A 14,667-nucleotide genomic window follows, 5' to 3' on the forward strand; every position below is an offset into this window, starting at 1 on the left:
GGCAACCTTTAATAGCCGGGACAGAAGGGGGCGATTCGCTCCCTTTTCGTCATAAACGGTGTCTTAGAAATGGGGGACAATCATGAATGTAAAAGCAAGAGCTGAACTAGAAGGAATCACACCATATGCCCTCGGCCAGACCATTGAGGAAATCAAGGAACAATATGGAATCACGAAAGTAAGGAAGCTTTCGGATAATGAAAATGTCTATGGCACATCGCAAAAGGTCCGAGAAGCAATCATGCAGGCATCTGCTAATCTAGCATTCTATCCGGACGGAATGACCTCAGGAATCATAGAGAAACTGTCATCGCATTATAAATTGGACCAGAAGCATTTCCTTGTTTCGAATGGTTCAGAGGAAATTATCCGCCTGCTTACACGGGCTTATATCGACAAAAATGATGAAGCTGTCATGGCGGAGGTAACTTTCCCTCGCTATAAAACGAATGTGCAGATCGAGGGCGGCAGAGCTGTCACCGTTCCTATGATTGGTGGAAGGCATGACCTTAAAAAAATGCAGGAAGCGATCACTGAAAAAACGAGAATGGTATTCATCTGCAACCCGAACAATCCAACCGGGACGATTGTCGCCAAACAGGAATTGCTTTCCTTTATCGACAATGTACCTTCAAACGTGCTGATCATCATGGATGAGGCTTACTTTGAGTATGCAGATTCTGAGGAATACCTTGATTCGATGCCATTGCTTGAGCAATACAAGAACCTCGTTATCCTCAGGACTTTTTCAAAAATCTATGGGCTTGCGAGCCTGCGTGTTGGCTACGGCATCATGCATGAGGAGATTGCTAAGGAACTAAACAAAGTCAGGGATGTATTCAATGTGAACCAGCTTGCGCAGGCGGCAGCGGTTGCGGCTCTTGAAGACCAGACTTTTGTCCAGGACTGTTCAGCTAAAAATAGTGCAGAAAGAGACTTCCTGAGTGCGGAACTCAAAGAGTTGGAGATTGATAGCTTCCCATCTCAATCCAACTTCTTGTTTGCCTTCACGAACAGGCCGGTCATCCAGAAACTGACGGAGAATGGCGTCCTTGTCAGACAAATGCAACTTCCGGGCTATAAGGAAGCGTTCCGGATCACTTTAGGTTCGCGGGAAGACCATGAATTCATTCTGCAAATCATCAGCCAGCTTTTTCATGAAAGGGCGGTGTAAGCCTTGGAAATAAAAACAGATAATCTTGAATGGAGAGACGCCTACAAGCTTTTGCAAGGCTCTGTCCTGCCGCGGCCAATCGCCTTTGTCTCCAGTCAGGATGAAAATGGGATCGCCAATTTGGCTCCCTTCAGCTTCTTCACCGTCATCAGCGCGAATCCGATGATGGTCTGCTTTTCGCCAATGAGAAGAGGGACTGATGGCGCGAAAAAGGATACGCTGAAGAATATTGAAGGAACAAAGGAATTCGTCATCAACATTGTCAGTGAGGAGTTCGTTCAGCAGATGAATGACTGCGCCACTGAATTCGCTTCAGATGTGGATGAATTCGAGGCTTCGGGCCTGACCAAGGTCGACAGTGTGGCGGTTAAGCCATCACGGGTCAAAGAGTCGAAGGTCCACCTTGAATGTGTACTCGATCAGGTCCTGCATTTTGGCGGGGAAGAAGCCGGAGCTGGCAGCCTTGTCATCGGCAAGGTCGTTCATGTCCACGTCGCGGATGAACTTTATGAAAGCGGGCGCATCAATTCGGAAAAATTGAATCCGGTAGGCAGACTGGCAGGAGCGACCTACACGCTGCCACTTGCAAAAACCTTTGAGCTGCAAAGGAAATAGGTGATGATATGAAGTTCATAACGTTTATGAAAAAAGACGGTTCAATCCGTGCAGGGTGGCTTAATTCAAGGAATCGGGCTGTAGATATGCACGAAGCATCAAATGGGATATTACCGGACAATATGCTTGCGTTCATCGAGAACCATGATGTATTCATGGGGTATATCGAGGAAAATAAAGGTTTGATTGAAACTGGCAGTGGCTCCTATTCTTTGGAGGAAGTCAGCTTAAAATCGCCGCTGCCTAATCCGAAGAGTGTCCGAGATTTTTATGCATTCGAGCAGCATGTAAAAACAGCAAGGGAAAACCGAGGCCTTGAAATGATTCCTGAATGGTATGAGATTCCGGTGTTTTATTTTACCAACCATCTTGCCATCAAGGGTCCTGAAGAAGACATCAGGCGGCCTCTGAACTGTGAATGGATGGACTACGAATTGGAAATCGCCTGTGTCATTGGAAAGGAAGGCCTTAATATCAAAGCGGAGGATGCCGAACAGCATATTCTTGGTTTTTTTATCATGAATGACTGGAGTGCCCGCGACCTGCAGCGACAGGAAATGAAGGTCGGACTTGGCCCGGCGAAGGGGAAAGATTTCGCCACTTCATTCGGTCCATATCTGGTAACGAAAGATGAGCTGGAATACCTCAAAGTGGGGAAAGGCTATGACCTTGAAATGGTTGCCCGTGTCAACGGCAAGGAGCTGTCCAAGGGGAATATGAAGGACATTTATTATTCATTCGGAGAAATGATCGAGCGTGCATCGGCCGGAACGACGCTTTACCCGGGAGAAGTAATCGGTTCCGGTACGGTTGGAACTGGATGTATCCTCGAGCTCGGAACAGATGTCCATCGCTGGCTTGAGCCAGGCGATGAAGTTGAACTTGAGATTACGGGACTCGGAGTCTTGAAAAATAAAATAATAGAAGACTAGAAAGAAGGTGTATTCATGTATTACCGTCAGTTGGGAGAAATCCCGAAAAAACGCCATACCATTTTTAAAAAAGAAGATGGTTCGCTCTTCCGAGAGCAGGTAATGGGAACAAAAGGTTTTTCTGGTACACAGTCGATTCTATATCACCACCATATGCCAACAGAGGTCGTGAAGAGCGAACTAATTGGAAGCTACCTGCCTGAATATGAGGAACAGGACTCACTGAACCATCGGCACTTCCTGACAGATCAGATCACGAAAACTGGTGATGCCTTAAGCGGAAGGGAATATATCCTCGGTAATGACGATCTTTTGATTGGTTTTGCGAATATTACTGAACCGATGAAGCAATTTTACCGAAATGGTGATGGAGACGAGATGTTCTTTTTCCATCATGGCTCTGGTAAGGTGGAGACGATGTTTGGCACATTAACGTACCGTCCTGGTGATTATGTCGTGATTCCAATCGGCACGATTTACAGGGTTGTTCCAGCTGATTCCGAGCCGACAAAGGCACTGATTGTCGAGTCGTTCAGCCAGATTACAACCCCTCGCCGTTACCGCAACGAATATGGACAGCTGCTCGAGCACAGCCCGTTCTGTGAACGCGACATCCGCGGACCGGAGACATTGGAGTCTTTCTCTGATAAAGGGGAACATGAGGTCATCACGAAGACACGCGGTCATCTGCACCGCCATGTGCTGAACCACCATCCTCTTGATGTGGTCGGCTGGGATGGTTATTTGTATCCATGGGCGTTCAATATTGAAGATTTCGAGCCGATCACAGGCCGGATCCATCAGCCGCCGCCAGTGCACCAGACGTTCGAAGGCCATAATTTTGTAGTATGTTCCTTCGTGCCAAGGCTTTATGATTATCATCCTGAGGCGATTCCGGCACCATACTACCACAGCAACGTCAACAGCGATGAGCTGCTGTATTATGTGGAAGGCAATTTCATGAGCCGCAAGGGAATCAAGGAAGGCTCAATAACATTGCATCCAAGCGGAATCCCTCATGGACCGCACCCAGGCAAGACTGAAGCAAGCATCGGCAAAAAAGAAACCCTGGAGCTTGCAGTTATGATCGATACATTCAAGCCGCTGAAGACGGTGAAGAAAGCCAAGGATATCGAAGACGATCAGTATATGTTTACATGGATTGAAAAATAAGTAAAGAAGGCCAATTCGCTATTGAGCGAGTTGGTCTATTTTTGTGGAGAAACTGGAAAAAAACTATGATTTTTTCCAGTTCGCCAATAAAATTTTATTTTCGCCAATAAACGTGCAAAAATCGCCAATAAAATCATTTTTCCGCCAATAAATATGTGAAAATCGCCAATAAAATTAAATTATCGCCAATAAGTGTTTCTTGCTTAATTAGAATCATTGAGTTTTCTTCAAATAAACAGTTTACCGAATTAAAAACACTAATTTTCTTCAATAAAAACTAAAAATACCTGTTTGGTGAAGCCCAATTCCCTCTTAGAGACTAAATAATCGGTTAAAAACTGGCAATACTAACAAAATCGATTACGGATTAGGAGGATATGACGTGACTTTATCTATATTCGCCTTGGGCGGCATTAATGAAATCGGAAAAAATATGTATGTTGTCCAATATGAGGACGATATTTTTGTGATTGACTGTGGAGGGAAGTTTCCTGATGAAAGTCTATTAGGAATCGATTTAATCATTCCGGAAATGACCTATCTTGAAGAAAACAGAGACAAAATCAGAGGGTTGATCGTGACCCATGGACACGAGGACCACATTGGCGGGGTCCCGTATTTCTTCAAGAAACTGAAAGCGCCAGTATATGCAACAAATTTTACACTCGGGTTAATTGAACTGAAACTAAGTGAGCACAAGCTTTTGAGAGGGACTGAACTGAACAAAATCAATTCGGACTCAGAATTGGATTTCGGCAAGCTGAAAGTTTCTTTTTTCAAAGTAAGCCACAGCATCCCGGATTGTCTTGGGATTGTATTCCACACTCCTGAGGGGAATGTTGTCCACACTGGAGACTTCAAATTCGATTTGACGCCTGCTAATGATGAGCAATCAGAAATCCATAAGATGGCGAAAATCGGAACTGAAGGTGTCATGGCGCTGCTATCAGAGAGCACGAATGCTGAGCGTACTGGTTTGACTCCCTCTGAGCGAATGGTCGCGAGCCATCTTGAAGAAGCTTTCATGAAGGCAGATGGGAAAATATTTGTTTCTACTTTTGCATCTAACGTCAACCGTGTTCAGCAGGTTGTCGAGGCAGCAATAAAGACAAACAGGAAGTTAGCATTGCTAGGCAGGAGTATGGTCAATGTTGTTGATGTGGCCATAGAAAGAGGTTACTTGAACGTTCCTGAAGGAATGCTGATTCAACCAAATGTTGTCGACCAATTGGATCCTGACAAAGTTGCGATTCTTTGTACAGGCAGCCAGGGTGAGCCTATGGCCGCGCTTTCCCGCCTTTCAACCGGAAATTTTCGCGATGTCTCTATTTATCCTGGAGATACAGTCATCATGGCTGCGTCACCTATTCCGGGGAATGAAAAGGATGTTTCCAAGATTATCGATAATTTGTTCAAACTCGGTGCGAAAGTCATTTACGGCTCCGGCAGCACAACTGGCATGCATGTTTCCGGCCATGGCTACCAGGAAGATCTCAAGCTGATGCTGACCTTGATGAAGCCTAAGTATTTCATCCCGATTCACGGGGAGTACAGGATGCTGCATCACCACCGCCTGCTGGCAGAATCCGTTGGTGTAGAAAAAGGGAATACATTCATTGTTAAAAATGGTGATGTTGTTGACATTGAAAATGGAGAAGCGCGCCAGACCCGTAATGTGCCAGCAGGTGATACGTATGTTGATGGTGTAAGTGTCGGCGATGTCGGTGAAATCGTGCTCAGGGACAGAAAGCAGCTATCCGAGGATGGAATGCTAGTCATTGTCCTGACATTAAGCAAAGCAGAAAGGAAAATTATTTCTGGACCAGATACAATCTCGCGTGGGTTTGTTTTTGTGAAAAATTCCGAAGACCTAATGAGAGATGTGAACAGCATTGTGACGAAAACGGTGACAGAACTTCAGGAAGACAATGTCCATCGTTGGAATGTCATTAAACAGGGAATCAAAAAAGCAGTTGGTCAGCATATCTTCCAAAAGACAAGAAGAAGGCCGATGATCTTGCCGATTATAATAGAAATTTAAATTTTCATAGGGGACCAGGTACTATACTTTGTGCCTGGTCCATTTTATTGACATGACACTAAAAGGTGTTATATTAATAAAGTGACACCAAATAGTGTTATTACATAAGGGAGGCTATAAATATGGATACACAAAGAGAAATACGTAAAAGTATTGTTCTAAATGCGCCAATTGAAAAAGTATGGAAAGCTGTCTCAACATCAGAAGGAATCGAAGCCTGGTGGATGCCAAATACATTTGAAGCCGAAGTTGGCAAAGAGTTCATTCTCCACGCAGGCCCATTTGGAGACTCGCCGTGCAAAGTTACGGAATTGGATCCACCGAATCGTCTGGGTTTTGATTGGGGGAAGGATTGGCACCTTGTATTCGAACTGAAGGAGCTGGAAGGCAAGACAGAGTTCACCTTACTTCACTCAGGTTGGGATCCTGAAAAGGTTACGGAATTTGGACAGCCTCATACGATTATTCAGGGAATCATGGATAATGGATGGGATAAAATCGTTAACGAAGCACTTCCATCCTATATCGAGGGTTAACATGCCATCTTCTGCAGCGAGACATGATGTGTTCCAGGCTGTCGCAGATCCTACTCGACGTAAAATCCTGAAGCTGCTCGCAGACAAGGAGATGCCGGTTGCGTCCCTAACCGAAGAATTTCCGATTACCAGGACGGCTGTCAACAAACACTTATTTGTGTTAACTGAAGCGGGTTTGGTAACAAGCAAGAAAATTGGACGTGAAACTCGCTATTCATTACAGCCAGAACCGCTTCAGGAATTGCAGAAATGGCTTTCGTTTTTCGAGGTATATTGGGATAATAAACTATCAGCACTGAAAAATTTCGTAGAATGTGATGACGACTAAGTTTCAGGTGTCCCAGAAGCCTAAATTTCCATTTTTAAAAATTTCCGAGCATGGGGTATTCTCCATGCTTTTTACATTCCTGCTTAACAAATGAGTACATAAGGTCTACACTAATAATTATCGATTATTGCATCTTCGAGGAGGGAGCAGAGCATGGATTTCAAACTAAATCAAAAACTCATCAAGGATTTATGCGGAACTGTTTCCTTCAAGCGGGGGGATGCGTTTTACCGTGCGGGAAAAGTCGGGTTTACTGACTATGATGAAAATCAGGTGAAAGCAACCGTGACAGGGGCGGATGTATTTCATATCACTGTTACGAAAAATGTGGAAGGCCGTTTCGCAGCTGAGTGCACATGTCCGAAGCTTGCGTCTGTCAAACATGAGTGTCAGCATGTGGCCGCAGTATTGCTGGCTATTTTGGATGAGCAAAAGCAAGGTACTTCAAATGCAATAAAAAGTAATGAGCGGCCTGGACATGGGCTTGCAGAAGGACTGCTTACCATTTTCAGTCAAGAACCTCGAAGGAAAAGCGGCCACCAGCTCCACTTTGAAACGAGGAAGACCCTGAACACGATGTTCGGAATCGAGCCGGTTGAAACCAGTGATCAGCAAATGATGCTGGGTGTCTCGATGAGTATTGGTCCAATTAAAATAGAAGATATCTCGGGATTCCTGAAGAGTGTGGCGAGCCGGGAGACTGCATTGCTATCTGACTTGTTCACTTATAACCCGAAGCTTCATTGTTTTCAAAGCGATATCGACTCTATCATCAAAATACTTATCCAAATCGTCCATGACTCAGAGCTAACGTTGAAGGATGAGAATGACTTATCTACCTTGATCATTCCGCCATCCTTTTGGCATCAGCTAGTGCCGCTGCTGGAAAAGGCTCCTGATGTTAAGTTAATAGAGGCGGGCGAAGTGACCGGGCAGTTTTCTATTTCGAACGAAAGGCTTCCGCTTTTGTTTAATTTTGAAAAAATCACGGAGAAAGACTACTCGTTAAAAATTGCTGGTATATCTGATCTGATTGTTCTTCATAAATATGACCTCGTTTGGTTGAAAACCCGGTTGATCCAGCTCAGCACCGAGGATTGCAGCAGATTATTTGAACTGAAAAATATGCTCGCGCAATCAAGAACAGCTAGCATACCAATTTTACAGGACCAGATGGGTTTCTTTGTGGAAAAAGTTGTACCAGGCCTGCGCCGTATTGGGGAAGTCCAAATAGATGGTGACATAACAAAGCAATTTTTAACAGAGCCGTTGATCGCAAAGCTTTACCTTGATCGGGTGAATAACCGATTACTGGCAGGAATCGATTTCCAGTATGGAAAAATTGTTTTCAATCCGCTCGAGGAGAGGGAACCGAAAGTCAATTCACTGTTAATAAGGGACATGGTCAAGGAGGACCAGATCCTTGAGTTGCTGGATGAAAGTTCATTTGCGAAAACGGATGGCGGTTATTTTTTGCATAATGAAGAGCTTGAATATGAATTTCTATATCATGTTATGCCAAAGTTGCAGAAGCTTGTTCAGGTATACGCTACAACAGCCGTCAGGAATCGGATTTTCAGAGAGCCGGCCCGACCTCAAATACGTGTCAAGGTGAAAAAAGAGCGGACAAACTGGCTTGAATTCAAGTTTGAAATGGATGGGATTCCAGAAAAACATATCAAGGATATCCTTGAAGCGCTTGAGGAAAAACGGAAATACTATCGTTTACGCAATGGGGCATTAATGTCACTGGAAACGAGGGAATGGGAAGAAATTCAGCGTTTCTTGAAGGCGGGGCCCATCCAGGATGAAGATTTGGAGAAAGGGCTGAATGTTCCGATTGTCCGTGGGATGCAAATGCTAGAATCATTCGAGGAAGGACCTATACTGAAGTTAGAGGATTCTTTCCGAAGCTTTTTAGAAGAAATTAGCACCCCGGGAAAAATTGAGTTCGATGTCCCTGATAAATTGGGGCCAATTTTACGTGAATACCAGAAACAGGGTTTCCAATGGTTGAAAACTATTGCAAGTTACGGATTTGGCGGAATCCTGGCAGATGAGATGGGTCTTGGTAAAACACTTCAAAGTATCACCTATATTTCTTCAGAACTAACACATGTAAGGAAAAGGGAACAACCCGTCCTGATAGTTTGTCCCTCATCCCTGGTTTATAACTGGCTCAGTGAATTCTTGAAATTCACTCCTGAAATTCAGGCAGTCATCATCGATGGCAATAAAGAGGAGCGGTCCAAGCTGTTAAAGGATGTTTCGGATATTGATGTTGTCATTACCTCCTACATGCTCCTGCGCAGGGATATTCATCTATACGAAAAAATCAATTTTCATACTGTCTTTTTCGATGAAGCACAGGCGTTCAAAAATCCGCTGACTCAAACGGCAAAAGCAGTGATGAACATACAGGCAGACCACCGCTTTGCGCTGACAGGTACGCCGATTGAAAATTCGATCGAGGAATTATGGTCTATTTTCCGGGTGGTATTTCCTGAGTTATTCCAGGGGTTGAAGGAATACAGCAATCTGACAAGCAAGACCATCGCCAGAAGGATCCGGCCATTTTTACTGCGAAGGGTAAAGGAAGAAGTGCTTGGGGAGCTGCCGGAAAAAATCGAATCAATCGATAGAGTTGAACTGCTGCCTGAACAGAAAAAACTGTATGCTGCATACCTGGCAAAGCTTCGCCATCAAACCTTAAAGCAGCTGGATAAGAATACAATCAGGAAAAATCGGATTAAAATCCTGGCTGGACTGACGAGGCTAAGGCAAATATGCTGCCACCCAGCGTTGTTTGTAGACGGATACAAGGGGAGCTCTGCTAAATTTGACCAGTTGAAACAAATCATTGAGGAGTCCAGGTTCGCCGGGAGGAGAGTACTTATATTTTCACAATTCACGAAAATGCTCGACTTGATCGGCAGGGAGTTAGCATACGAGGGCATTCCTTTCTTCTACCTGGACGGACAAACACCTCCTGAAAACCGAGTGGAAACATGCGAAAAATTTAACGCAGGAGAACGGGACTTTTTCCTGATTTCCTTGAAAGCAGGGGGCACCGGCTTGAACTTAACAGGAGCTGACACAGTCATCCTTTATGATTTATGGTGGAATCCAGCTGTTGAGGAGCAGGCTGCGGACCGTGCCCACCGAATGGGTCAGAAAAATAAAGTCCAGGTCATCAAACTAATCGCAAGAGGAACAATTGAAGAAAAAATGAATGAGCTACAGGATAAAAAGCGGAATATGATAGAAGAAATTATTGAAGAAAAAAGCTCAGCTTCCCTGACAGAGGAAGATATCCGCGAAATTTTGCAGATATAGCTTTGGTGAAATCAATTGGATTATCAAGATTCCCAGCTCATATAATAGCCAACAGGAAAGCCCCTAGAATAAGACTAGGGGCTTTTGCTATATTATTTCGTAAATTCGTTATCCAGATAGGACCTCAGTGTTTGCTGTAACGTACCTTTGGTTTCTGCCTTTTGATCAAAAGTGATTCCTGCATGAATCATTTTTCTAACCAGCTCAGGACGCATTCCAGTAATGACAGCGTTTGAACCCATCATCGAAACGCCGCTCAAAACTTTTTGGAAATGGGAGATGACGTTCATTTCCATGTCTGCAATTCCTGAAAGATCCATAATCAATGTCTGGACCTTCAATTTTGATATATCCATCAGGACCTTCTCTTCGATAATCTGCATTCTGTAGTCATCCATCATGCCGATTAGAGGAAGTACGGCAACGGAACTGCTGACTGGGATAATTGGGACGGATAAGTGTTCAACCAACTTCCTCTGAGAGCTAAGCAGTTCATCTTTGTACTTCGTATAAGTCAGGAAGAATGTATTCAGGAATTGGTCAACTCGGTCATTGATCCTTTTCTCAAGTTGGAAGAATTCCTCGCGGTCAGAAAATCGGTTATACATTTGATCATATTTGTTTAGGAAGTGCCACAAAGTTCGGCGAATGGCCTGAATCCACTCCAACTTGAAAGCAACAGTCAGCGAATGTTCTGCCCAGGCGATTCCTTCTTGTTCAGCAAAAGCAACCAGATTCTCTTCTTGCTGCTCCACTATGTAGACAATTAAGTTTTCAGCGTTTTTTAAAAGGTCAATATTCCCTTTTTGGAGAATCTCATTAATCTTCGAAGCGACATTCACCGCTTCTGATAACAAGTGTTGTTCAAAAAGTTCCCTGTTGGATTGAATGAAATCGGTCACTTCATCTCTTTGGTTAAAAGTTGATTCCATTTTTTGTACACTCCCCGATTATTTACTTATATTTATTTAACAACATCTAGATAGTGTTAACTCTCCTTAATTTAACTGTAGCAGACAATGATAGTAAACTCAAATAATCCAATACCAGACAGACTGAATTTCATTTTTTTTGAAGGATATATGCTCAGAAAACCGAAATAATTATTTAGATCAGGATTTAATGATAAATAATTTATCATGCTTAAGGAGGAAAACAATGGGCTGGTTCATCATAGTTATTATTGCATACTTACCGATATTTTACCGGATTCATCGCCGTCTGGATTTTCTGGAAAAAGAGGTTGAGCGGTTAAGCAAGGAAAAGGAAGTTATATAAAATGAAACAAGAACAAGAGATGATTGGCCAGCTTCTTGATTGTGCCCGGCAGAATGAAAATATCAGGACGGTGATAATGACAAGTTCACGGGCCAACCCTTATGCTTTTAAAGACTTATTTACAGACTTTGATTTCGAGATATTCGTGGATAATCTAGATGCTTTTAACAAGGACGATGGATGGCTTGACCTATTTGGTCAACTCATAAAGAAAGTGGTTTTGCAGGATGGCAATTGGCGAACGAGACTCGTCCTATACGAAGATGGAACCAAAATAGATTTTCAGATTACGACGAATGATTTTGTTAAACACCTGGCTTCCATGTCAGAACTGCCGGATGCATATGACAACGGCTATAAAGTCTTGTTAGATAAGGATGGAATCACAAAAGGAATCCCGGTTCCATCTTATACGGCATACAGAACAAAGAAGCCGTCAGCGGAAAGATTCACTGATATCATCAACAGTTTTTGGGGAGATACCGCATACGACGCGAACAGCCTCTGGCGTGATGAATTGTACTTTGCGAAATATATGCTCGACAACATTATTCGTTTCAATTACCTTCAGCCAGCTATCGAATGGTATCTGGGTGTGAAGCATGATTGGAGTGTCAATCCTAATAAATTTGGGCGATGGTTTAAGCGCTACCTAGACCATGATACATGGAGTGAACTGGAAGGAACTTATGCGGGAGCCAGTTTAGAGGAAAACTGGGAAGCTCTATTCCGGATGGCCGATCTTTTTAGCCGCCTGGCACAGGAAGTCGGGAATAGTTTGGGTTATGAGTATCCGATGGAGTATGAGCAGAAAATGAGGGTTTATTTATCAAAGGTGAAGAATTTGCCACAAGATGCGAAAAGCTTTATATAGTATTAAAGACTGCCTGTTAATCACATGGCAGTCTTTTACTCTAAAATACATCTACATAGATTTTCTCTTCGAGTCCAGTTTTTGCAGAAATAAATTTCTCTTCCTGGAAGTATTCTAAATCAGGTTTCATATAGACCAGTTCAAAATTGCCTGTCAAAGCTGAGTAAATGACGACTTTTTTTTGATCATCAATATTGCCAGGTAAAGTCGTTAGGTCGACTTGGTTCAGTTCATCAAATGAAGGAACATGACGATTGTGGTCAAAGCTTTCAAGCTCTCCGTTCCTTGCATTTAAGTTTAAAATGGTCTCGGTTTCTAAAGGGGTATACAATGTATAACCTGCGATTTTAGGCACAGCTTTGAAGCTGTAAACCTTGTATCGGGAATCATTTGCAGAAGAGTTAAAATTAAAGCCTAAAGAAACAAGTTCAAGATTTATATCTTTTCCATATATTTTTTCTAAATAGGACCGGGCTTTTTTTTCGGCTTCTTTTTGGTCCATGAGTGGCCCATCACTTAATGGTCCGGTATTTCCAAAGTATTGAGTGATTTGGCCACTAATAGCATCTATGTCTCCTCCGTAACCATTCCCGATCTCAAAACGGTAGACATACATGTCATTGACCTGGCTTTCCTTTTCCAATTTGATATCTTCTTGCTCAAGATCCAGAACGTTTGCAATCCGGCTTTTCAATTCAGACTCTTTCATCGCCTTTACTTGATCTGGCATTTTATGAAAACGAGTATAACTGTAAGTTAACGAATTGACGTTTTCATAAAATTTATCCATCTTTTTTATATCTAAAATGTGTAGATAGGAGCTGTATCCATGATGTGTTTTGTTGTACTGCTCACTAACGATTTCATGATGTTCTTTAAAGTAATCCTTTATTGTTTCGTAAGCTTTTTCATCTGTTTCAGACCATCTACCCTGGTTAAAGCGGATTTTCATGACTTCAACCATCGAGTTCAGTCTTTGTGTGTCTAGAATTAGACTGAATTCAGCAGAGTTTTTGCTTTTTTTCTCAATAAAATTCATATGCTTTTCTAATTCGGCATTGGCTTCGAAAAAATCATGACTCAATTGCTGAAACGGATCAAGGGTAAGTTGTTCTTTATTTTTTACCATTTCAAATGCACCAGTAAAGTGGTCAATGGAAGCATAATATTCGTCTATGGCCATGAACAATTTTTCACGCTCATTTATATAATCGGTTAAAATCATTGAAAAAATGATGGTCGCAAGGACGACAGAAATAAGTCTCAAGCGATTGAGCTTCATGTTTAAAAGGATTTTTTCATCGAGGGATTTGGATACGTTCGGCTCTTCCAATTCATTAAGTTGGAAGGTTTTTTCCCCTGTTTCATAAAATTTCTTGCATTCAGAGCATTCCTTCAAGTGCTCATCAACTGCTGTTTTCACCGAAGGGCTTAAGTCATCTTCTAAATATAATGGATATAAATCCTGTACAACATTATGCTCCAGCTTCATTCTTCATCCTCCATTTCTTTGAAGATTTCTCTGAATCTCTTGCGGGCCCGGTACAGACCAACCTTTACCTGGCCGATTGTTTCGTTTGTTATGAGAGCAACTTCTTCATATGAAAGGCCATTGACATCACGCAGGATAATATACGTTCTGTAATTTTCCGGCAGCTTCAGTAATGTCAGCTCTATTTCATGCTGATCATCGGAACGTTTGTATTGATCTGGCTGTTGTCCCACATGCACGTCAATTAAATCTGACTGGAACTCCATTTTGTTCTGCTTCTTCTTGCTGTAATTGATATATGTGTTCCTTGCTATTTTAAAAAGCCAGGTTTTCAATGAAGACTCACCGCGGAAGCTGGAAAGTGACTGGAAAGCTTTCAAAAATGTATCCTGGGTAAGATCTTCAGCAATATGCTGATTTAGGGTTGAGCGATACAGGTACAAGAAAATAGCATTCTTGTAGGTCTCGTACAGTTCAATTCTTGGGTCTGACATTCCATCCCCCTCTCTCTGGTAAACATAGACAATTGAAACTGGTAAAAGTTACACGTTATTTAAAAAACTATTATAAAGAGGTTGAGAATTTTTTAGTGAATGGTAAAATTAGCTAAAATATCAACAACAATAACATCGGTTAAGTTTTATATTTTTGTAGATGAAAAGGAGTAATTTTATGGTGCTAACTTTAAAGCCGATTACAAAGCATAACTGGGAGGAGGCAATCCAGTTAAAGGTTAAAGAGGACCAAAAACACTTCATGGCCTCAAATCTGTATTCAATCGCTGAAGTTCAGTTTCTTGATCAGTTCAAGACATCCGGAATTTTTGAGGGAGAGCAGATGGTGGGCTTCGCGATGTACGGTATTGACCCGGATGATAATAATTATTGG

At 42.6% G+C, this 14,667-nt stretch carries 12 protein-coding genes and 1 pseudogene; 10 read left to right on the forward strand and 3 right to left on the reverse strand.

Going from position 1 to position 14,667, the window contains the following annotated elements:
• Positions 1–82: 82 nt before the first annotated feature.
• The 8 genes from hisC (at position 83) to ACH0QE_RS13705 (ending at position 10,135) form a co-directional block, all read left to right on the forward strand.
• Entirely contained in the window at positions 83–1,174 is a 1,092-nt protein-coding gene (gene hisC / locus ACH0QE_RS13670; protein ID WP_415801162.1) for a histidinol-phosphate transaminase, read from the forward strand.
• 3 nt (positions 1,175–1,177) lie between these two features.
• Positions 1,178–1,789: a flavin reductase family protein gene (locus ACH0QE_RS13675; RefSeq protein ID WP_415801163.1), complete on the forward strand. Its 612-nt coding sequence runs from the start codon at positions 1,178–1,180 to the stop codon at positions 1,787–1,789.
• Positions 1,790–1,797: 8 nt separating this feature from the next.
• Positions 1,798–2,721 carry a fumarylacetoacetate hydrolase family protein gene (locus tag ACH0QE_RS13680; RefSeq protein ID WP_415801164.1) on the forward strand — a complete coding sequence of 308 codons (924 nt, stop codon included), beginning with the start codon at positions 1,798–1,800 and terminating at the stop codon, positions 2,719–2,721.
• Positions 2,722–2,736: 15 nt separating this feature from the next.
• Positions 2,737–3,894 (forward strand): homogentisate 1,2-dioxygenase, encoded by a 1,158-nt coding sequence (locus ACH0QE_RS13685; protein WP_415801166.1) that lies wholly within the window; start codon positions 2,737–2,739, stop codon positions 3,892–3,894.
• A 433-nt stretch (positions 3,895–4,327) separates the two neighbouring features.
• Positions 4,328–5,935: a ribonuclease J gene (locus tag ACH0QE_RS13690; protein ID WP_415801174.1), complete on the forward strand. Its 1,608-nt coding sequence runs from the start codon at positions 4,328–4,330 to the stop codon at positions 5,933–5,935.
• Positions 5,936–6,057: 122 nt separating this feature from the next.
• Positions 6,058–6,471 carry an SRPBCC family protein gene (locus tag ACH0QE_RS13695; protein ID WP_415801167.1) on the forward strand — a complete coding sequence of 138 codons (414 nt, stop codon included), beginning with the start codon at positions 6,058–6,060 and terminating at the stop codon, positions 6,469–6,471.
• Between the two features lies 1 nt (position 6,472).
• Positions 6,473–6,799, forward strand: coding sequence for an ArsR/SmtB family transcription factor (locus ACH0QE_RS13700; RefSeq protein ID WP_415801168.1), 327 nt, complete (start codon positions 6,473–6,475; stop codon positions 6,797–6,799).
• A 153-nt stretch (positions 6,800–6,952) separates the two neighbouring features.
• Positions 6,953–10,135, forward strand: a complete 3,183-nt coding sequence (locus ACH0QE_RS13705) for an SNF2 helicase associated domain-containing protein (RefSeq protein WP_415801169.1) — start codon at positions 6,953–6,955, stop codon at positions 10,133–10,135.
• Positions 10,136–10,227: 92 nt separating this feature from the next.
• Here ACH0QE_RS13705 and ACH0QE_RS13710 read toward each other — a convergent pair whose 3' ends face one another.
• Entirely contained in the window at positions 10,228–11,067 is an 840-nt protein-coding gene (locus tag ACH0QE_RS13710) for an STAS domain-containing protein (RefSeq protein WP_415801170.1), read from the reverse strand.
• 347 nt (positions 11,068–11,414) lie between these two features.
• Between ACH0QE_RS13710 and ACH0QE_RS13715 the strand changes: the two genes are divergently transcribed.
• Positions 11,415–12,287 (forward strand): aminoglycoside 6-adenylyltransferase, encoded by an 873-nt coding sequence (locus tag ACH0QE_RS13715; protein WP_415801171.1) that lies wholly within the window; start codon positions 11,415–11,417, stop codon positions 12,285–12,287.
• Between the two features lie 40 nt (positions 12,288–12,327).
• On the opposite strand, the gene ACH0QE_RS13720 is transcribed toward ACH0QE_RS13715, so the two are convergent.
• The gene (locus tag ACH0QE_RS13720) at positions 12,328–13,779 is read right to left on the reverse strand and encodes a zf-HC2 domain-containing protein (protein ID WP_415801172.1); all 1,452 of its coding nucleotides are present in this window, start codon (positions 13,777–13,779) and stop codon (positions 12,328–12,330) included.
• Positions 13,776–14,273 (reverse strand): RNA polymerase sigma factor, encoded by a 498-nt coding sequence (locus tag ACH0QE_RS13725; RefSeq protein WP_415801173.1) that lies wholly within the window; start codon positions 14,271–14,273, stop codon positions 13,776–13,778. Before ACH0QE_RS13725 ends, ACH0QE_RS13720 begins: the two co-directional genes overlap by 4 nt.
• A gap of 178 nt (positions 14,274–14,451) precedes the next feature.
• Here ACH0QE_RS13725 and ACH0QE_RS13730 point away from each other — a divergent pair.
• Positions 14,452–14,667: pseudogene (locus ACH0QE_RS13730) on the forward strand (GNAT family N-acetyltransferase); the annotation flags it as partial.

Source organism: Mesobacillus sp. (assembly GCF_047739415.1).
Taxonomy (GTDB): Bacteria; Bacillota; Bacilli; order Bacillales; family Cytobacillaceae; genus Mesobacillus.

Bases quoted from the DNA above. Each gene is read 5' to 3' on its own strand.
- hisC (WP_415801162.1), top strand. From the start codon at position 83: ATGAATGTAAAAGCAAGAGCTGAACTAGAAGGAATCACACCATATGCC.
- ACH0QE_RS13680 (WP_415801164.1), top strand. From the start codon at position 1,798: ATGAAGTTCATAACGTTTATGAAAAAAGACGGTTCAATCCGTGCAGGG.
- ACH0QE_RS13685 (WP_415801166.1), top strand. From the start codon at position 2,737: ATGTATTACCGTCAGTTGGGAGAAATCCCGAAAAAACGCCATACCATT.
- ACH0QE_RS13690 (WP_415801174.1), top strand. From the start codon at position 4,328: ATGTATGTTGTCCAATATGAGGACGATATTTTTGTGATTGACTGTGGA.
- ACH0QE_RS13695 (WP_415801167.1), top strand. From the start codon at position 6,058: ATGGATACACAAAGAGAAATACGTAAAAGTATTGTTCTAAATGCGCCA.
- ACH0QE_RS13700 (WP_415801168.1), top strand. From the start codon at position 6,473: ATGCCATCTTCTGCAGCGAGACATGATGTGTTCCAGGCTGTCGCAGAT.
- ACH0QE_RS13705 (WP_415801169.1), top strand. From the start codon at position 6,953: ATGGATTTCAAACTAAATCAAAAACTCATCAAGGATTTATGCGGAACT.
- ACH0QE_RS13710 (WP_415801170.1), bottom strand. From the start codon at position 11,067: ATGGAATCAACTTTTAACCAAAGAGATGAAGTGACCGATTTCATTCAA.
- ACH0QE_RS13715 (WP_415801171.1), top strand. From the start codon at position 11,415: ATGAAACAAGAACAAGAGATGATTGGCCAGCTTCTTGATTGTGCCCGG.
- ACH0QE_RS13720 (WP_415801172.1), bottom strand. From the start codon at position 13,779: ATGAAGCTGGAGCATAATGTTGTACAGGATTTATATCCATTATATTTA.
- ACH0QE_RS13725 (WP_415801173.1), bottom strand. From the start codon at position 14,273: ATGTCAGACCCAAGAATTGAACTGTACGAGACCTACAAGAATGCTATT.